We start from the raw sequence: 19350 nt of genomic DNA on the forward strand, positions 1-19350 counted from the left end.
GTTTATGCATACAGTTTCAACGCTGAGCTATCTCGGCGTTGTTCCGTTAAATCAACAGGAAACCTGGAGAGCCTTTCTTGAGCCAGGAATATACAGAAGATAAAAATATTAAGTTAAAGAGACTGAATAGTGGGCGCAGGCTGTTAGAAGCTGTGTTGCTTGTCATTGTCATCCTAGCGGCTTATTTAATGGTCGCACTTGTCAGTTTTAACCCTTCCGATCCCAGCTGGTCTCAGACTGCATGGCATGAGCCGGTCCATAATTTGGGTGGTGGTGTTGGCGCATGGCTGGCCGATACGCTGTTTTCTGCGTTTGGCATTCTAGCTTATGCCATTCCCCCGGTGATGATATTGGGTTGTTGGACTGCTTTTAGGCAACATGATGACAGAGAATATGTCGATTTCTTTGCGCTGGCTTTGCGCGTTATTGGTGCATTAGCAATCGTTCTGACCTCATGTGGATTAGCGGCACTGAATGTTGACGATCTCCATTACTTTGCTTCCGGCGGTATTATTGGCAGTCTGTTTAGTAATGCGATGTTGCCTTGGTTTAATGAATTAGGCGCAACTTTGGTCTTGCTGTGTATTTGGGCAATTGGGGTGACGCTATTTACTGGTTGGTCATGGTTAACCATTGCTGAAAAAACGGGAGCAGTAATTCTGGGAGCAATAGGATTTATTACCAACCGTAGTCGTAATGAACAGGAATATACGCCATACGGTGAAACGACTGTTGAGCGGGAAGATCCCGCCGATGGTAAAACAGAACCTGAATTCACAGCGGCCGATATCGATCATGATGATGTACTATTTACAGCACCTTCTGCCGCAGAGTTAGCAAAAGCTGAACTGGATGAACCAGAATCAGTGAAAACAGAAACCGAACAAGAACAGCCAACGGATAGTCCTACCATTAATATGGCTGATATTGATGCTAAACCTGAAATTCTGGTCAATGCATCTGATGATATTGTACGGTCTCAATCATTAGTGGAAGAGAGTGAAAAGAATAATAACGACGAACCTGTTCGTTACACGTTTGAAATTCCTGCTGAGTACCATTTTGAACCTATATCTGAATTTAATCGCCAAGCGACGCCAACATTTGAACCCGTCGAAAATAGCCAGAACAGTAGTGACACTTTCACTTTTATGTCTGAAACAGAGCCAAAAAATACAGAGCAAAAAAATGTTATAGCAGCAACCGCTGCAACGGTTATAACGGGTAATTCTCAGGTTAAACAAGGAATCGGGCCAGAACTGCCTCGTCCTAATCCTGTCCGTATTCCAACCCGTCGTGAACTGTATGGCATCAAAGTTCCTTCACAACGTCTTGTAGAACAACAGCGTGGAGAGGAGATCAAACAGCAAGTAGATGGATCGGATGGTGATATTGAGTCTGATAAACAGCAAGAAGCTTTGCTGGGTCAGCAGTTTCTTGAACAACAGCGCGAGCGTTATTGTATTACCACGGATACAGAAGAACAGGCCCCAATCCAGCCTCAGATAAGACAGAATCCATTTGAGCCGGAAAATCGGCCTTCGGTGGAAGAGTGGGCTCAAACAGTGACAGAGACTGTTAAACAGACAGTTGAACAACCGCAACATAAGCGTTATCAGGAGCAAGGTCATCAGGAGAAAAAAGAGTTCTCTGCTCTGGAAGGCTTATCGATTTTAAATAACTTCTCACCGGTTGAAGATTTAGTTGAAAAAGAGCCGGCAGAGCCGCTGTTTATGCCTTCTGTTCAATCAGCGCCGGAAAATCAATCAGAACGGCCCATGGAAATTGCTTTTGCGCCAGCACCTGTACACAATGTTGTACAGCAACCGCAGCAACCGCAGCAACCGCAGCAACCGCAGCAACCGCAGCAACCGCAGCAACCGCAGCAACCGCAGCAACCGCAGCAACCGCAGCAACCGCAGCAACCGCAGCAAGATAGCTTATTCCATCCGTTTTTGATTCGTAATGATCAACCGTTGCCAAAACCAACGACACCAATGCCTTCGCTTGATCTGCTAACCAGTCCTTTAGCAGAAGAGGAACCCGTTGATATGTTTGCCCTTGAGCAAACGTCTCGTTTGATTGAAGCGCGTCTGAGTGATTATCGAGTTAAAGCTGATGTCGTGGGTTTTTCACCCGGTCCGGTGATTACCCGGTTTGAACTGGATTTGGCTCCGGGTGTTAAAGCATCACGTATTTCCAACTTATCAAGAGATTTAGCACGTTCTCTATCAGCGGTCGCTGTGCGTATTGTTGAAGTGATCCCGGGTAAACCTTATGTTGGTTTGGAATTGCCGAATAAAAAACGTCAAACGGTCTATTTGCGTGAAGTATTGGATTGTGAAAAATTCCGCGATAATCCATCTCCACTGACCATTGTGCTGGGTAAAGATATTGGCGGCCAGCCGGTTGTTGCTGATTTAGGTAAAATGCCGCACTTGCTGGTGGCGGGTACAACCGGTTCGGGTAAATCGGTTGGTGTCAACGCCATGATCCTCAGTATCCTCTATAAAGCAAAACCAGAGGATGTCCGCTTTATTATGATTGATCCGAAAATGTTGGAGTTGTCGGTTTATGAAGGCATTCCGCACCTGTTAACCGAAGTTGTTACCGATATGAAAGATGCCGCTAATGCACTGCGCTGGTGTGTCGGTGAAATGGAACGACGTTATAAGCTGATGTCTGCATTGGGGGTGCGTAATCTGGCGGGTTATAACGAAAAGGTTAAACAGGCGGAAGAGATGGGCCGCCCAATTCCTCACCCATTTTGGAAGCCGGGCGACAGCATGGATGTTACTCATCCGGTGCTGAAAAAAGAGCCGTACATTATTGTCATGGTAGATGAATTTGCTGACTTAATGATGACCGTTGGCAAAAAAGTTGAAGAGCTGATTGCCCGATTAGCACAGAAAGCGCGTGCTGCTGGTATCCATCTGGTTCTGGCGACTCAACGTCCATCGGTCGATATTATTACCGGTCTGATTAAAGCGAATATTCCGACTCGTATTGCCTTTACGGTTTCCAGTAAAATTGATTCGCGTACTATCCTTGATCAAGGCGGTGCTGAATCCCTGTTGGGCATGGGGGATATGCTTTATCTGGCGCCAAACTCCTCGATTCCAGTGCGTGTTCACGGTGCATTTGTTCGGGATCAGGAAGTTCATGAAGTGGTTAATGATTGGAAAGCCCGTGGTCGTCCAGAGTATGTTGACAGCATTCTCAGTGGTGGTGATGATGCGGAAGGTGGTTCAGGTCTTGACAGCGATGAAGAACTAGATGCCCTGTTTGATCAGGCAGTGGAATTCGTGACGGAAAAACGACGAGTTTCGATTTCTGGTGTCCAGCGTCAATTCCGTATTGGTTATAACCGAGCGGCGCGTATTGTGGAACAAATGGAGGCACAGCAGATTGTCAGTGCTCCAGGTCATAATGGTAATCGTGAAGTATTAGCCCCACCGCCACATGAGCGCTCATAGTGAATAGTGAACGTTGAAAACTCTGATAATAAATCACTCAGGTAATAACGTTGAGAAAGAAGTAATAATGCTGAGAAAGGTATCTCTTACATGAAAAAGCTGATATTGATTGGTTGTTTAATGGCTGGCATGAATATCAATGTGGCATGGGCAAATGCCAGCCAGAATTTGCAGGAACGTTTGGGTAAAGTAAATAGTTTTCATGCCAGCTTTACTCAAACCGTCACTAGTGATGATGGGGCAACAATTCAGGAAGGTGAAGGGCAATTGTGGGTTAAACGTCCAAACCTATTTAACTGGCATATGACATCACCTGATGAAAGCGTTTTGGTATCGGATGGTAAAACGTTATGGTTCTATAATCCGTTTGTTGAGCAGGTAACGGCTAATTGGCTGAAAGATGCCACAGGTAACACACCATTTATGCTAATTACTCGTAACGATGCTAAAGATTGGTCTCAATATAAAATTGGCCAGCAAGGGAATGATTTTGAACTGACACCGAATAATGTCACTGGTAATCTGAAACGTTTCTCGATTACCGTCACGACAGATGGCACTATCCAAAAATTTTCTGCTATTGAGCAGGATGGACAAAAAAGTGCTTATCAATTAAAGGGGCAGCAAAATACCCATGTGGATGCGGCAAAGTTCAGTTTTACATTACCGAAAGGCGTTACGCTGGATGATCAGCGCCAGTGAGGTTTAAGTGAACAACCTGTCACTCGATTTTTCACAAAATGAATTCCAGCCATTGGCCGCGCGTATGCGGCCGATGACATTAGAGCAATATATCGGCCAGCGGCATTTACTTGCTGAGGGAAAACCACTTCCAAGGGCTATCCGGGCTGGACAACTGCACTCCATGATTTTATGGGGGCCACCGGGAACTGGCAAAACAACATTAGCTGAAATTATTGGGCATTATGCCCAGGCTGATGTTGAACGGATATCTGCGGTTACTTCCGGTATCAAAGAGATACGTGAATCGATTGAAAAAGCGCGTCGGAACCGGAATGCAGGGCGGAGAACGATTCTGTTTGTTGATGAAGTACATCGTTTTAACAAAAGCCAACAGGATGCTTTTCTGCCACACATTGAAGATGGCACGATCACCTTTATCGGCGCGACAACAGAAAACCCCTCTTTTGAACTGAATTCTGCATTACTTTCACGGGCTCGCGTCTATCTGCTTAAATCATTGACAATAGAAGAGATTGAGCAGGTGCTTGAGCAGGCTATGAATGATAAAGAGCGTGGTTATCATGGTCGGAATATCGTTTTGCCCGAAAATACCTGTCATATGATTGCGGAACTGGTTGCTGGTGATGCTCGTCGTTCACTGAATTTGCTGGAAATGATGGCGGATATGGCAGAAACTAATGCTCAGGGACAGCGGGTTTTGACTCCAGTGCTATTGAAAGAGGTCAGTGGAGAGCGGAGTGCCCGTTTTGATAATCAAGGCGATCGTTATTACGATTTGATTTCAGCACTACATAAATCCGTTCGTGGTTCTGCCCCTGACGCTGCGCTTTATTGGTATGCTCGGATCATTACCGCCGGAGGTGATCCGTTATATGTTGCACGCCGTTTATTGGCGATTGCTTCCGAAGATGTTGGTAATGCCGATCCTAGGGGAATGCAGGTGGCTATTGCCGCATGGGATTGTTTTACTCGTGTTGGGCCAGCAGAAGGTGAAAGGGCGATTGCTCAGGCTATTGTTTATCTTGCTTGTGCACCGAAAAGTAACGCTGTTTATACCGCTTTTAAAGCAGCAATGGCTGATGCGAAGGAAAAACCTGATTATGATGTTCCCGCGCATTTGCGCAATGCGCCGACAAAATTGATGCAAAAGATGGGGCTTGGCGAGGAATATCGTTATGCTCATGATGAACCTAATGCCTACGCTGCGGGTGAAGTTTATTTTCCCTCTGAAATGCGGGAAACCCGTTATTATCATCCGGCTAACCGAGGGTTAGAAGGTAAAATAGGCGATAAACTCGGCTGGCTTGCTGAACAGGATCAAAATAGCCCGATAAAACGCTATCGCTAACGTTGTTGTTGCGGTAAGGTTGGCGGGTAAAAATACCTTATGGCCCATCAACTTGAGTGGGCCTATTCATATCATCTATACCCTATGGATTTCAAGGTGCATCGCGACGGCAAGGGAGCGAATCCCCGGGAGCATAGATAACTATGTGACCGGGGTGAGTGAGTGCAGCCAACAAAGAGGCAACTTGAAAGATAACGGGTATAACTTAATAACGACAAGCACAGGACTAGCATGCTCGATCCAAACATACTGCGTAATGAGCTAGACGCAGTCGCCGAAAAACTGGCTCGCAGGGGTTATACCCTTGACGTGGATACGCTGCGCAAACAAGAAGAGCGCCGTAAAGTTTTACAAGTTGAAACTGAAACCCTGCAAGCAGAACGTAATTCCCGATCGAAAGCTATTGGTGCGGCAAAAGCCCGTGGTGAAGATATTGATCCGCTACGTCAGGAAGTGAACCAGTTAGGTGAAAAGTTGGATACAGCGAAAGCTGAACTGGAAAAACTTCAGGCTGAAATCCGTGACTTGGCTTTAAGTATCCCTAACATTCCAGATGATTCTGTACCGGTAGGTAAAGATGAGAACGATAATTTGGAAGTGAGCCGTTGGGGTGAGCCACGTAAATATGATTTTGAAATTCAAGATCATGTTTCATTAGGTGAACTGACCAATGGTTTGGATTTTGCCGCCGCAGTTAAACTAACCGGTTCACGCTTTGTGGTGATGAAAGGGCAAATTGCTCGTCTGCATCGGGCCTTGGCGCAATTTATGCTAAACCTTCACACAGAGCAGCATGGCTATTTGGAAACCTATGTTCCCTATCTGGTTAACCACGAAACCTTATATGGTACGGGTCAATTGCCGAAATTTGGTGAAGATCTTTTCCATACTAAGCCGTTGGAAGAAGAGGCGGAAAGCCATTACGCGCTGATCCCAACTGCTGAAGTTCCGATAACCAATTTGGTTCGTGGTGACATTCTGGATGAAAATGAACTGCCATTGAAAATGACTGCTCATACCCCTTGCTTCCGTTCAGAAGCGGGTTCTTATGGTCGTGATACTCGTGGCCTGATCCGTATGCACCAATTTGATAAGGTTGAATTGGTTCAGATTGTTCATCCTGATGAATCAATGGATGCACTTGAAGAATTGACAGGTCATGCAGAGAAAGTATTGCAATTACTGAATCTGCCATATCGTAAAGTCTTATTGTGTTCCGGGGATATGGGTTTCAGCGCGTGTAAAACTTATGATCTGGAAGTGTGGTTACCGGCTCAGAACACATATCGTGAAATCTCTTCCTGTTCTAATATGTGGGATTTCCAAGCGCGTCGTATGCAAGCGCGTTTCCGTGGTAAAGAAGATAAGAAAACTCAATTGCTTCATACCCTGAATGGTTCTGGTCTGGCGGTTGGCCGTACCTTGGTTGCAATTATGGAAAACTATCAGCAAGCTGATGGTCGTATTGAAATACCCGAAGTATTGCGTCCATATATGGGTGGATTAGAATATATCGGTTAATTATTGTATTAATGAAAAGCGCCGAATTTGGCGCTTTTTACTTGTCATCCTTAAACCACCTCCAGGGAAGTGGTGATTGTTTTTTTATTGATTCCTTTGTTATTGACTTATTATGTGAACCTACCTAAGAAATAATGACGACAGACTATTTTGGAGCATGTCGGCTGAGATTTCACCATGTTGAGCAGTTAATAGGATATGAATTATGGCACTACCACCGACAATAAACATTGCGATAGCACCGAGGAGTATCATACCAAATGCTAAAGCCCCAACGTCGAGTAGTGACGCAAAGTTTTTTTGAAATCAGCTGAATAACAGCCTTGGTTCGAATTCTCCACTAACTCTTTGTGTTTCACACACGGCAAGAACATCACCGATAAATACTGGACCTAAGATTCCCCAAAATAGCCCAAGAAAATGAATAAATTGGAGAGAAATTATAATAATAAAGTAGATAATGGTGAGTAATATCCACATACCCCATTGGCATTGATGATGATATTGTTCAGTTACTATTGGCCCAAATATCGTTGGAAAAAGGCTAAAAGACAGTCCGAATCTCCTGATTGATAATGGGCAAACACACTGTGAATATTATGGTAATCTCTCTGGTAACCAGAGTGTTCAGAATCGTTTTTGTGAAAATAATATTGGGTTCGTTTTCTTACTACCGCTCGATTGGAAAATGAGCTATTGCGAAGGTAATGTTGATTTTGTTTATGTGTTCTTATTCTTATACCATGAAATAAAAAGATTCAAGGTTCCTCCCCAAAAAACACCATCAAGAAGACCACTTATCAAGCCGAATAGCAAATTATAATGTAATGAATATAGCAACATTGGAGAAATACTTAATAAAGCCGTCATAATAAATTTACTTATAAAAGTAATCATAATCACTATCAATATCAAAGGGGTACCTGGACGAATAATTAAGGTACTGTTAGGTTTTTCTCTTAATCGTGGCTGTGATTTCCATAGTATCCAACCAATAGTAATGCCGAAAACTAGACCTATTCCCATCATAATGAGTGATAAATTTGAGAAGTATGTTTCCGTGAAAACACTATGTGCTCCCCAGACTAAAAATATGGTAGGCAGCAAGAAAATACGCTCTATACGCATTTCACGATCTGAGAGAGCTTTAATGCCTCTCATGATAAGAAACACAAGCAGAATCCAGACCCATATGGGTGTGTCTTTTATAATAGTAATGTATTGTGACATGTTGTTACCTCTCTAGGTTTTTTCGTATGAAAAATTTATCTCTCGGTTAGAAATGTTATTAAAGTTTGTTCCTTTTGGAAAGTATTGCCTAATTAAGCCATTGATATTCTCATTTATCCCTTTCTCCGAGACTGTAATTTAAATTGTGTAATTGCCTGTTTTTGATGTAAATGACTTTTCATAATAATGCTCCACTCATTTTTTGTATTCCTGGTTTTTGGTACGATGAAAACGATCGCAAAAAGGTATCGACATGATTGAGTAACTGCTACATAAATTGACAACAGTGATCCTGAGTCACTGTTTCATGAAGCGATTGCCATAGCCGTTCTATTTTATTCAGCCAGGGAGAATAAACAGGTAAAAACAAAAGGGTGAACCTGGGATATTGAGCCAGCCAATACTTGACCTTGTTACTTTTATGAATGCAGTATTATCTAAGATTAAAGTGACAGTTTCTGCATGGGGATAGTGGGCCTCCAGCGAGAGCGAAGGTAACCTAGCTTTTGAGCCCTTCCAGTCGATATATCTGCATTATCGAACTTACCATATCAACAGTTGTACCAACAAAGCAATGTGGATGTAGGTGTAATTCGGTAGCCTGCAATAGACCATTAAGTGCGTTAACTTCTTTGAAATTAAAGGGAAAAGTAGATTTTGGTGTACATTCGTAGACAGGATTCTGGCGTCCCCTGCTGGAATCGAACCAGCAATTAGCCCTTAGGAGGGGCTTGTTATATCCATTTAACTAAGGGGACATAGCTTCATTATAACGGTTTTTCCTTCCTAAGATAAGGTGTTATAAACTGTTCGCCTATTTAATGATCACTTAAATTGAGTACCATTCAAGTTAGATTGTCAGTAATATTTACATTATTGATGATCATCGGCGAGTCGTGCAACAAACTGATCTGCCGGATCTAGAAGGTTATTACTTGGAGAGATGTATGAAGTATCGTTTGAGCGGAATCGCTCTTACCGCCGCATTACTAGTGGGATGCGCTAATTCATCTGATACTGTTGAACAGGGGCGTTCAGACCCATTGGAAGGCTTTAACCGTACAATGTTCAACTTTAATTACGATGTTCTTGACCCTTATGTTTTACGTCCAGTCGCGGTAGCGTGGCGTGATTATGTGCCGATGCCTGCTCGAAATGGTTTGGGTAATTTTCTGAGTAATCTTGAAGAACCAGCTAGTATGGTAAACAGTTTCTTGCGTGGTAACCCATATCAGGGAATGAAACATTTTAATCGTTTTTTCCTGAATACCATTTTGGGTATGGGGGGGCTGATTGATGTTGCAACGATGGCAAACCCCAAATTGTCAAAAGAAGAGCCAAAACGCTTTGGGAGTACTCTGGGCTATTATGATGTGGGATATGGTCCTTATGCCGTATTGCCGGGCTATGGCAGTTTCACCTTACGTGATGAAGGGGGAAACTGGGCGGATATGACTTACCCAATGCTAAGTTATCTGAATATCTGGATGTCAGCGGGTAAGTGGGTATTTGAAGGGATTGAAACCCGTGCTCGTTTACTGGATTCTGATGGCTTGTTGAAGAATTCATCAGATCCATATCTGATGATGCGCGAGGCTTACTTCCAGAGCCATGATTTTATGGCGAGTGACGGTAAACTGGAAGCCACGAAAAATCCAAATGCTGAAGCATTACAGGATGAGTTGGACAGTATTGATTGATAGTTACTTCTGGTTTAACTCTATGAATGAAAAAGGATAGCAGTGAGGCTATCCTTTTTTAGGCGCTACATATTATCAGAATGCGTAGTTGAAGTTCACACCATATAACCAAGCAGAACCTTTCGCATCAAATTCATATGTGTAAGGTAGACTTTCGACCAATTTCTCTTTGACCGTGACTTTCTGGCCATGCATATAAGAAACGCCTACGTCAACAGACATATCTTTGTTAAACGCGTAAGTTGCACCTGCGCTCAACCAGAAACGGTCTTGGTCGGGAATAGAGATAGAACGGTTTTCAGCCGGAATCGGGCTATCATCGAAAGCGACACCCGTACGGAATGTCCAGTTGTCGTCATGATAATAAGTTGTACCTAAAGCAATACGGTAGGCATCTTTGAAACCTTCATGTTTACTAAACAGGACGGAGCCGTCTTTATTTCTGGTCCCTTTCAATTCATTAAACTCACTCCAGCCTGTATACGCCAGGCTATAGTGGATAGCCCATTTAGGTGCTACGCGGTTGTAACCGGAAATCTCCCAGATATCTGGCAAATTGAGATCCAATCTACCGCCAATGGTTTTGCCTCCAGTAGCAGGTAAATTCACTCCCGCTTTTTCCAGCATTTGACCTAGCGCAACAGGTACGTCATTTTTATAATCACCGTCTTTAAACTTAACTTTAACTTTAGAACGGTAAGTCAGGCTGTAACGGTTATTTTCATCCACTTCATACATGATGCCTGCGTTCCAACCATAGCCCCAATCTTTGCCTGACAGATTAGCAACTTCATCGGTTGGTTTCAGTACACCTCTGGTTTGACTCGCCAGAATACCCGCATGACGGACGATTTCCGCATCCGCATAAACAGCGTTCAGTCCTAAACCAAAGCTGAAGTGATCATTCAGTTTATAAGCACCGCTTAAGTTGAAGTTCAACGTTGTCAGGTCAGTTTTACCGCCGATAGGGCCAGCTTCGTAGTTGTTGCTAAAATTGGTAGCCAGACCAAAGTTGGTGGTGACAGAAGTACCAACAAACCATTGATCATCAATTGGCATAATAAAATGTATGTTAGGTATCCACGCGGTAGGCGCAATATTTTTAGCGTTGGTGCTTTTACCCGTCGCTTTGGATTTGCCTGTGATATCAACATCTGGATTGATATAGACGGCACCAATAGAAAATGATGGGCGATCAAACAGCGTCATTGCTGCTGGGTTACGACTTCCTACCGTTGCGTTATCAGCAACAACGCCTTCCCCGGAAAAAGCGCGGCCCAAAGCCGAAGTAGAAAATTCATTTAACTGGAAACCAGCAGCGCCAGCATTCGATGAAATTATTGCCACTGCAACCGCTAATGCTGAACGGGTGAACAGGTTTTTCTGGTTCATAACCAAAACCCTCTTGTTTATTATTTAACTATGCCACTTATCTTAGCAAGGAGCGCAGGATTGTAGGGTCGGTTTGCCTTGATGACAAATCAGACCAGTTGTGAAGTATAGGTCTGATAGCAGTTGATGTTGCAAGGATGTTTTTAAAATATTACCAAGTTGATATCAAAAACGCGACTCAGTTAACAAAAAAATGATTTTTGATATTAATAAAAACGTTTAAAAATGATTTTTTAAGATCAAATTTCGGCAGATAAATATACTTTAAGGGTAGAACGAGTTTTCCGGTAGTTAATGAGGGATAAGATATTAAAATTATTTATGAATATTTGAGTAATGAAATTGTGACTGATGTAATAAGTCAGTGTCGCACAAAAGCTTGCGAACATGTTCGAATAAGCCTTGAAACCATTTAGCCGTTAAATAAATTAAAGTTGCGCTTCCTCTCATTTTTGGTTTATTCAGGTTTGCTATTTATAAACATTACGCTAACAATGATCTATCAGGTCAGACCTGTCCAGATTGGTTGAAGAGTTTTTTCAGTAATTTGATTCAGTTAACGATAATCTTTCAGGAGCCGTTATGAGTCGTCCTTTAACAAAAGTGACACAGCAAGGTGATCGTATCGCCATTGTCAGTGGGCTACGCATTCCATTTGCTAAACAGGCAACATCGTATCACGACATACCGGCTGTGGATTTGGGTAAATCAGTCGTCAGCGAACTTGTGACAAGGAGTGGTTTACTCCCTGAAAAGATTGACCAACTGGTGTTTGGGCAAGTAGTGCAAATGCCTGAAGCGCCAAATATTGCCCGTGAAATCGTTCTCGGTACTGGGTTAAGTGTGAGTACTGATGCTTACAGTGTATCCCGTGCATGTGCCACTAGTTTCCAGGCGATTGCTAATGTGGCTGAAAGCATTATGGCTGGCACGGTGAATATTGGGATTGCTGGTGGAGCAGATTCCTCGTCTGTATTGCCGATTGGTGTGACTAAATCCTTAGCTCGTACTCTGGTGGATATGAATAAGGCTAAAACGCTATCGCAACGCCTTAAATTACTTAGCCGCCTTAAATTTCGTGATTTATTGCCCGTATCTCCGGCGGTAGCGGAATATTCGACAGGTCTGCGTATGGGAGATACCGCGGAACAGATGGCGAAGACTTACCGTATCAGTCGAGAAGATCAGGATGCATTAGCACATCGCTCCCATATTCTGGCAGCAAAAGCTTGGGAACAGGGATTGTTGGTTGATGAAGTCATGACAGCCCACTTCCCTCCATACCGTGAAGCATTGCTTGAAGATAATAATATTCGTAAAAATTCTGTACTGACCTCTTATGCGAAGCTGCGTCCGGCATTTGACCGTAAGTACGGCACGGTCACTGCGGCAAACAGTACACCGCTGACGGATGGTGCGGCTGCGGTCATATTGATGCGTGAATCAGTGGCTAAGGCGTTGGGAACAAAACCGCTTGGTTATCTGCGTAGCTATGCATTCTCGGCCATTGATGTCTGGCAGGATATGTTATTAGGGCCGTCATACGCCACGCCAATAGCGCTCGATCGTGCAGGTATTACACTGAAAGATCTGACCTTAATCGATATGCATGAAGCTTTTGCGGCTCAGACACTGGCAAACCTGAAAATGTTTGCCAGTGATGAATTTGCTCGTAATAAATTAGGGCGTGCTCAGGCAATTGGTGAAGTCGATATGGACAAATTTAATGTCTTAGGGGGTTCAATCGCTTATGGGCACCCATTTGCAGCAACAGGAGCTCGTATGGTGACGCAGGTATTGAATGAGTTGCGTCGTCGTGGCGGTGGCCTTGGGCTGACAACCGCTTGTGCTGCTGGCGGGTTGGGCTCGGCTATGGTATTGGAGGTGGAATAATGACTCAGGCTCAGCATGATGCTGCACCCATCACTACGGGTACAAACCAAACTGCTTCTGTTTTCAGTTTTGATGTCAGGCCAGATAAGATCGGCATTATCACCATTAATGTACCGGGAGAGAAGGTAAATACGCTGAAAGCAGAATTTGTTGATCAATTTCTGAATGTTTTCAAGCAAGCTCAGCAATCTTCTGGTCTTAAAGGATTAATATTGATTTCCGGTAAGCCGGATACGTTTATTGCCGGTGCTGATATTTCTATGATTGCCGGATGTAAGACCAAAGAAGATGCGCGAGATTTGGCTGAAAAGGGCCAGAAACTATTTTCTCAGATAGCCAATTATCCCTTGCCTGTCGTAGCAGCAATTCATGGCGCTTGTTTGGGGGGCGGTTTGGAATTGGCTCTTGCATGTCATTGGCGTGTATGTTCACTGGACGATAAAACTCGTCTTGGATTACCTGAAGTTCAGCTTGGATTATTACCCGGTTCTGGTGGTACTCAGCGGTTACCAAGACTTATTGGTGTTAGTTCAGCGTTGGATATCATTCTGACAGGTAAACAGCTACGGGCGAAACAGGCATTACGGCTCGGATTAGTAGATGATGCTGTGCCGTTGGATATTCTGCTGGACATTGCTATCGAAAAAGTCAAAAAGGGTGTTCCTGTACGTAAACCTTTGCCGTGGCAACAGCGGCTATTAGTTGGCCCTATGGGAAGATACTTTTTATTTAATATCGTTCGTAAAAAGACACTGGCGAAAACTCGCGGGCATTATCCTGCACCTGAACGAATTATTGATGTTGTCAAAGAAGGTCTTGAGAAAGGCATGAGCCAAGGTTTACGGGCTGAGGCGGTGGCATTTGGTGAGCTGGCGATGACACGGGAATCTGTTGCTTTACGTAATCTGTTTTTTGCTGCAACTTCGTTGAAGAATGAAACGGGTTCATCAGAGAAGCCGGCAGAAATCAAGCGCGTTGGCATATTAGGTGGTGGTTTGATGGGCGGAGGAATTGCGAATGTAACAGCCACCCGTGGCAAACTACCGGTGCGGATTAAAGATATTAATGAGAAGGGTATTAGCCAGGTACTGAAATATACTTGGGATTTGTTGTCCAAACGGGTAAAGCAAAAACGGCTACGTCCGGCAGAGCGTGCTCAGCAAATGATGCTGATTTCAGGAACGACGGATTATCGTGGTTTCGGACAAACCGATATTGTTGTTGAGGCCGTTTTTGAGGATTTGTCACTGAAACAGCAAATGGTGGCAGAAATTGAAACGAATGCTAAATCAGAAACCATATTTGCATCTAATACATCTTCGCTACCTATCCATCAGATTGCTGAAAAAGCCCAACGACCAGAGCAGGTTATTGGTCTGCATTATTTTAGTCCAGTGGATAAGATGCCGCTGGTGGAAGTTATTCCGCATCAAGGGACTAGTGAGAAAACGATTGCTACAGTTGTTGCTTTGGCGAAGAAACAGGGTAAAACCGCTATCGTGGTAGGTGATAAAGCCGGATTTTATGTAAACCGGATTCTTGTCCCTTATATTAGTGAGGCCGCGCATTGCCTGGTAGCAGGAGAACCCATTGATCATATCGATGGGGCACTGGTTAATTTTGGTTTTCCGGTAGGGCCAATTAATTTATTAGATGAGGTAGGCATTGATGTTGGTACCAAAATCATGCCGATTCTGGTAGAACAACTGGGTCCGCGTTTTGCTGCACCTGAATCTCTCGATGTGATACTGAAAGATGGTCGTAAGGGTAGGAAAAATGGCCGTGGTTTCTATTTATATGCCTCAGAGTCCAGAAAATTCTGGCAATTTGGTAAGAAAGGCAAAAAAGTTGATAGCTCAATTTATACTTTGCTGAATATAACACCTGAGTCGCATATGCTCTCGTCAGAAATTGCCCAGCGTTGTGTGATGCTAATGCTTAATGAAGCTGTTCGTTGTCTGGATGAAGGCATTATCAGAAGTCCACGTGATGGTGATATTGGGGCGGTATTTGGCATTGGTTTTCCGCCATTCTTTGGTGGCCCATTCCGTTATATTGATAGTCTTGGTTGTGCCAGAGTAGTGGAGATTCTGCGTAGGCTGGAAAGCCAGTATGGAGATAGATTCGTACCTTGTGAGTGTTTAGTAAGAATGGCTGAACAGAATAAAAGTTTTTATTCATAGCGGCCTGTATTGATGAAAAAATGAATTCCGGTGTCATTGAGGTGCCGGAATCGTTATATTTTTATAAAAAAGATCTCTTTTAGTAAAAACCGTCGTAAACTTTCGTCCAATGCCCGATAAGGTGGGGAGTAGTCACATTAAAGCAACATCCATTGGGTTGTCGTATTTGTTTTTGTTTTGAGTAGAATGCTTGTTCACCATGTCATGTCTGAAATGGTTTTTGTAGTAACAATTTTTATTGTATAACTCAAGTTGAGATTACTGATATTTATTAGCAGTAGGATAACTGCATTTACTCATTCATACGGTGGACTATGCAAATTTTTATTATGCGTCATGGTGACGCGGCTTTAGATGCAATGAGCGATGCTGCCCGGCAACTGACTCCTCGCGGTTGTGATGAATCGCAAAAAATGGCTTGTTGGTTAGCACAGCAAAAGCATCAGATTGATCTTGTATTGGTGAGTCCTTATATTCGCGCTGAACAGACGTTACAGATTGTTCGTAAATCCCTATCTTTACCGGATGGTGAAGAAGTGCTGTTGGGGTTAACGCCGTCAGGTGATGCTGCTACGGTGAGCAGTTATCTCCAGTTTCTTGCTGAACAAGGTCATAACGCTGTTTTGGTTGTCTCTCACTTACCATTAGTCAGCTATTTAGTTGCTGAGCTATGTCCAGCAGAAACACCACCGATGTTTGCAACTTCTGCAATGATATGCGTGGATTTAAACAGCCAGACTGGCAAAGGTACTCTTGTCTGGCAGGTCAGCCCGTCTCAATTGGCAGCAAAAGCCTAATAATTCAGCGGCATATTGGCTCAGGGCTCATCAAGTTCGATAAGCATCAATAGTGCGGCGTTACCTCCCCATTCCTTTGGTGCTTGATAGAAGGCTATGATATCTGGGTGTTGGGCTAGCCACAGAGGTGTTTGTTGCTTGAGAATACGTTTTCCGTGGCCGTGCATGATGCAGGCACAATAGACATGTTCACGACGGCAAGCAGCGATCAATGCTCCAATTTCCTGTTTGGCCTGCATTTGAGTTAATCCGTGTAAATCAAGAAACAGTTCTGGCGAATAGTCACCTCGACGTAATTTCTTCAATTCATAATGATTTGTATCTCCCCTTACATAACGGGTAGGGCCCTCGGTATCAAGGTTGGGCTGAAATTCATCAGAAAAATAGTAGCTGGCATCAATTTGTTCTTGCTGAACTCGTTCAGGGGCAATATAGCTGATTTTTTTTCTTCTGGGAGAATGTAAGACGGTATCCTGGTTGATGCGTTTGGTGCCTGCTACCGATTGTTGAAATAAGTGAATTTCTTCCTCATTTAGGGGGTATTTATTTTTCATCATTGCTCAGTTAATTAAACCATTTTGTGACAAGTGTACTGCATCTTTTTAACTATTAAACCTGATTATGTTTAATAAAACCTGATTTTACCGAGTTTGTGCTTTAAAAATGTTGATAAGAAGGTATATCCAGGTAGTTAATAAAATAATTTGACAATGACAGTTGGTTGGAAAATAAATGTATATACAATTAAAAACCTGATTTATCAGATACAGACCAATACAGGATGCTGATCATGGTAATAGAACTGCGTGATACTGATATCATCTGGCGTAATGCAAGACTGGCAACAATGGATCCTGCTGTCAATGCAGCTTACGGATTATTAAAAGAATATGATCTTGTGGTGCGTGATGACAAAATTTTAGGCATTTTGCCTACAGCAACATTACAGACGAGTTGCTGTCAGGTAATTGATGTCCAACAACGCCTGATTACCCCTGGTTTAATCGATTGTCACACCCATTTAGTGTTTGGTGGCAACCGGGCTTATGAGTGGGAGCAGCGTTTAAATGGTATGTCTTATGCTGAACTCAGCGCTCAGGGAGGGGGGATTAATGCGACAGTTTCTGCAACTCGAGCTAGTTCTCTTGAACAACTTGAACGCTCTGCTCAGCAGCGTCTTGCTGCATTTATGGCCGAAGGTGTCACCACTATTGAGATTAAATCGGGTTATGGATTAAATCTGGAAAATGAAGAAAAGTTGCTGCAGGTTGCGCAGCACTTGGCGCGACAAAATCCGATCGAGATCAGCCCCACATTGCTTGCTGCTCATACTTGTCCACCTGAATATAAGCATAATCCCGATGCTTATATGGATCTGATTTGCGAAGATATCCTTCCACAACTTTGGCAAAAAGGGCTGTTCGAGGCAGTAGATATTTTTTGTGAAAGCGTAGGATTTAATCTGACACAAACTGAGCGGCTCTTTCAGGAAGCACAGCGTTGGCACATTCCAGTGAAAGGTCATGTGGAGCAGTTATCTCATTTAGGCGGGAGTGAATTAGTCGCTCGCTATCATGGTCTTTCTGTGGATCATATTGAATATTTAGATCAGGCGGGAGTTAAGGCGCTTAGTCACAGTGGTACGGTAGCCGTTTTGCTTCCTGGTGCGTTCTACTTTTTGCAGGAAACACAGCGCCCTCCTATTGATTTATTGCGGCAATTTAACGTGCCGATAGCCGTATCTACTGATTTTAATCCTGGAACCAGCCCATTTGCTTCTTTGCGAATGGCCATGAATATGGCATGTGTCCAATTTGGATTGACTCCTGAAGAGGTATGGTTAGGTGTAACCCGACATGCGGCTCGTGCATTGGGCAGAGAACAGCGTCATGGACAGTTGCGTGCAGGAGCTTACGCCGATTTTGTTGTCTGGGATGCAGAAAATCCCGTTGATATTTTTTATGAGTTGGGTCATAACCCTTTGAATACCAGAGTGTTTCGTGGCGTTATGACTCATTCCAGCATATAACGGATAAGGAGCGGTAAATGAATTTATGGCATGCTACTTCGCCGACTATTTGGCAAGGACGAAATGATTTGGCGGAAGCGGATAATGCACTACGGCTTTTTCAAACAGTTAAACTATCTCCGTATTTTACGCCGGAAGAATTTTCTCACTATATCGCTCTATTAGGGTTTGAATGTGATGAAGGTGTAAAGCGCAATCAGGGAAGGCCAGGGGCCAATCAAGGCCCCGATTATTTGCGGCGGTCATTGGCAAATATGGCTAGTCATAAAGGGCATGATAGATTGGTGGATTTGGGAAGCATTCGTGCTAATCCCAATCAATTGAATGAAGCACAACAAGCCTTGTCTGATGCCGTTATCCAATGTCAACGTCAGAATGTACGTACTTTGGTATTGGGTGGTGGACATGAAACGGCTTTTGCTCATGGTGTTGGAGTTTATGATGCTTTTCCCCATCAACGTGTTGGTATTATTAACTTTGATGCTCATCTCGATTTACGGCGGTCGCCGCAGCCCACTTCTGGTACACCATTTCGTCAACTTGCTGAATATTGTCAGCAACATCAACGTCTATTTCACTATACTTGCATTGGCGCAAGTTTGGCGTCTAACACGCAGGCATTGGTGGATGAAGCCAATCGCTTGAACGCTACGATTATCTGGGATAATCAATGTCGTGAAACTATGCTGGACAAGGTGCAACAGCAGATACAAGATATACTCCAGCAAGTTGATTTGATTTACATGACGATTGATTTGGATGTATTACCTGCTTATCAGATGCCAGCAGTCTCTGCGCCAGCCGCATTGGGGCTGCCATTGGAGCGCCTTCTGCAATTAATTCAGCCAATTTGTCAGAGTGGTAAACTACAGGCGGCTGATTTGGTTGAGCTTAATCCAATATTTGATATACAAGGTATAGGTGGAAGAGCAGCAGCACGTCTTGCCTGGCAGTTAGCACATTGGTGGTATTGATTATCTAAAATAACAGTACTATTGTGTTTTCTATTTTGGCAAAGATAGCTTGATAAAGTGAGTGTAATTAATCACTTAACATTTTTACAGCATAAGGAATTA

Annotated in this window: 13 protein-coding genes, 1 tRNA gene and 1 pseudogene; 10 read left to right on the forward strand and 5 right to left on the reverse strand. The window is 43.5% G+C overall.

The window, feature by feature from the left end:
* Positions 1-77: 77 nt before the first annotated feature.
* The 4 genes from D3222_RS11720 to serS all read left to right on the forward strand — a co-directional run bounded on the left by D3222_RS11720 (position 78) and on the right by serS (position 7050).
* Positions 78-3476: a DNA translocase FtsK 4TM domain-containing protein gene (locus D3222_RS11720; protein ID WP_118986322.1), complete on the forward strand. Its 3399-nt coding sequence runs from the start codon at positions 78-80 to the stop codon at positions 3474-3476.
* 90 nt (positions 3477-3566) lie between these two features.
* On the forward strand, positions 3567-4178 hold the full coding sequence (gene lolA / locus D3222_RS11725) for an outer membrane lipoprotein chaperone LolA (protein ID WP_118986323.1): 612 nt from the start codon (positions 3567-3569) through the stop codon (positions 4176-4178).
* 7 nt (positions 4179-4185) lie between these two features.
* On the forward strand, positions 4186-5529 hold the full coding sequence (locus D3222_RS11730) for a replication-associated recombination protein A (protein WP_118986324.1): 1344 nt from the start codon (positions 4186-4188) through the stop codon (positions 5527-5529).
* 231 nt (positions 5530-5760) lie between these two features.
* The gene (gene serS / locus D3222_RS11735) at positions 5761-7050 is read left to right on the forward strand and encodes a serine--tRNA ligase (protein ID WP_118986325.1); all 1290 of its coding nucleotides are present in this window, start codon (positions 5761-5763) and stop codon (positions 7048-7050) included.
* 720 nt (positions 7051-7770) lie between these two features.
* Here the strand turns inward: serS and D3222_RS11740 are convergent.
* The 3 genes and pseudogenes from D3222_RS11740 to D3222_RS11755 form a co-directional block, all read right to left on the reverse strand.
* Positions 7771-8280 (reverse strand): DUF6622 family protein, encoded by a 510-nt coding sequence (locus D3222_RS11740; protein ID WP_118986326.1) that lies wholly within the window; start codon positions 8278-8280, stop codon positions 7771-7773.
* 178 nt (positions 8281-8458) lie between these two features.
* A pseudogene (locus tag D3222_RS11750) lies at positions 8459-8763 on the reverse strand (transposase); the annotation flags it as partial.
* A 200-nt stretch (positions 8764-8963) separates the two neighbouring features.
* Positions 8964-9038, reverse strand: a tRNA-Arg gene (locus D3222_RS11755).
* A gap of 189 nt (positions 9039-9227) precedes the next feature.
* On the opposite strand from D3222_RS11755, the gene mlaA reads away from it, so the two are divergent.
* Positions 9228-9980, forward strand: coding sequence for a phospholipid-binding lipoprotein MlaA (mlaA, locus tag D3222_RS11760; protein ID WP_118986327.1), 753 nt, complete (start codon positions 9228-9230; stop codon positions 9978-9980).
* Between the two features lie 75 nt (positions 9981-10055).
* On the opposite strand, the gene fadL is transcribed toward mlaA, so the two are convergent.
* Positions 10056-11372 carry a long-chain fatty acid transporter FadL gene (gene fadL / locus D3222_RS11765; protein ID WP_118986328.1) on the reverse strand — a complete coding sequence of 439 codons (1317 nt, stop codon included), beginning with the start codon at positions 11370-11372 and terminating at the stop codon, positions 10056-10058.
* Positions 11373-11954: 582 nt separating this feature from the next.
* Between fadL and fadI the strand changes: the two genes are divergently transcribed.
* The 3 genes from fadI (at position 11955) to sixA (ending at position 16245) form a co-directional block, all read left to right on the forward strand.
* Positions 11955-13265, forward strand: coding sequence for an acetyl-CoA C-acyltransferase FadI (fadI, locus tag D3222_RS11770; protein WP_118986329.1), 1311 nt, complete (start codon positions 11955-11957; stop codon positions 13263-13265).
* Complete coding sequence (fadJ, locus tag D3222_RS11775; RefSeq protein ID WP_118986330.1) at positions 13265-15448, forward strand: fatty acid oxidation complex subunit alpha FadJ; 2184 nt, start codon at positions 13265-13267, stop codon at positions 15446-15448. The genes fadI and fadJ overlap by 1 nt, the downstream gene beginning before the upstream one ends.
* Before the next feature lie 314 nt (positions 15449-15762).
* Positions 15763-16245: a phosphohistidine phosphatase SixA gene (gene sixA, locus D3222_RS11780; RefSeq protein ID WP_118986331.1), complete on the forward strand. Its 483-nt coding sequence runs from the start codon at positions 15763-15765 to the stop codon at positions 16243-16245.
* A 20-nt stretch (positions 16246-16265) separates the two neighbouring features.
* Here sixA and smrB read toward each other — a convergent pair whose 3' ends face one another.
* The gene (gene smrB / locus D3222_RS11785; RefSeq protein WP_118986332.1) at positions 16266-16799 is read right to left on the reverse strand and encodes an endonuclease SmrB; all 534 of its coding nucleotides are present in this window, start codon (positions 16797-16799) and stop codon (positions 16266-16268) included.
* Between the two features lie 236 nt (positions 16800-17035).
* Between smrB and hutI the strand changes: the two genes are divergently transcribed.
* A complete protein-coding gene (gene hutI, locus D3222_RS11790) occupies positions 17036-18274 on the forward strand; it encodes an imidazolonepropionase (protein WP_118986333.1) in 1239 nt (412 codons plus the stop codon).
* A gap of 17 nt (positions 18275-18291) precedes the next feature.
* Entirely contained in the window at positions 18292-19248 is a 957-nt protein-coding gene (gene hutG, locus D3222_RS11795) for a formimidoylglutamase (RefSeq protein WP_118986334.1), read from the forward strand.
* The last annotated feature ends 102 nt before the right edge of the window (positions 19249-19350 follow it).

Source organism: Photorhabdus sp. CRCIA-P01 (assembly GCF_003545805.1).
In the GTDB taxonomy this organism is placed as follows: domain Bacteria; phylum Pseudomonadota; class Gammaproteobacteria; order Enterobacterales; family Enterobacteriaceae; genus Photorhabdus; species Photorhabdus antumapuensis.

Bases quoted from the DNA above. Each gene is read 5' to 3' on its own strand.
- D3222_RS11740 (WP_118986326.1), bottom strand. From the start codon at position 8,280: ATGTCACAATACATTACTATTATAAAAGACACACCCATATGGGTCTGG.
- serS (WP_118986325.1), top strand. From the start codon at position 5,761: ATGCTCGATCCAAACATACTGCGTAATGAGCTAGACGCAGTCGCCGAA.
- smrB (WP_118986332.1), bottom strand. From the start codon at position 16,799: ATGAAAAATAAATACCCCCTAAATGAGGAAGAAATTCACTTATTTCAA.
- fadI (WP_118986329.1), top strand. From the start codon at position 11,955: ATGAGTCGTCCTTTAACAAAAGTGACACAGCAAGGTGATCGTATCGCC.
- sixA (WP_118986331.1), top strand. From the start codon at position 15,763: ATGCAAATTTTTATTATGCGTCATGGTGACGCGGCTTTAGATGCAATG.
- hutI (WP_118986333.1), top strand. From the start codon at position 17,036: ATGGTAATAGAACTGCGTGATACTGATATCATCTGGCGTAATGCAAGA.
- hutG (WP_118986334.1), top strand. From the start codon at position 18,292: ATGAATTTATGGCATGCTACTTCGCCGACTATTTGGCAAGGACGAAAT.
- lolA (WP_118986323.1), top strand. From the start codon at position 3,567: ATGAAAAAGCTGATATTGATTGGTTGTTTAATGGCTGGCATGAATATC.
- mlaA (WP_118986327.1), top strand. From the start codon at position 9,228: ATGAAGTATCGTTTGAGCGGAATCGCTCTTACCGCCGCATTACTAGTG.
- fadL (WP_118986328.1), bottom strand. From the start codon at position 11,372: ATGAACCAGAAAAACCTGTTCACCCGTTCAGCATTAGCGGTTGCAGTG.
- fadJ (WP_118986330.1), top strand. From the start codon at position 13,265: ATGACTCAGGCTCAGCATGATGCTGCACCCATCACTACGGGTACAAAC.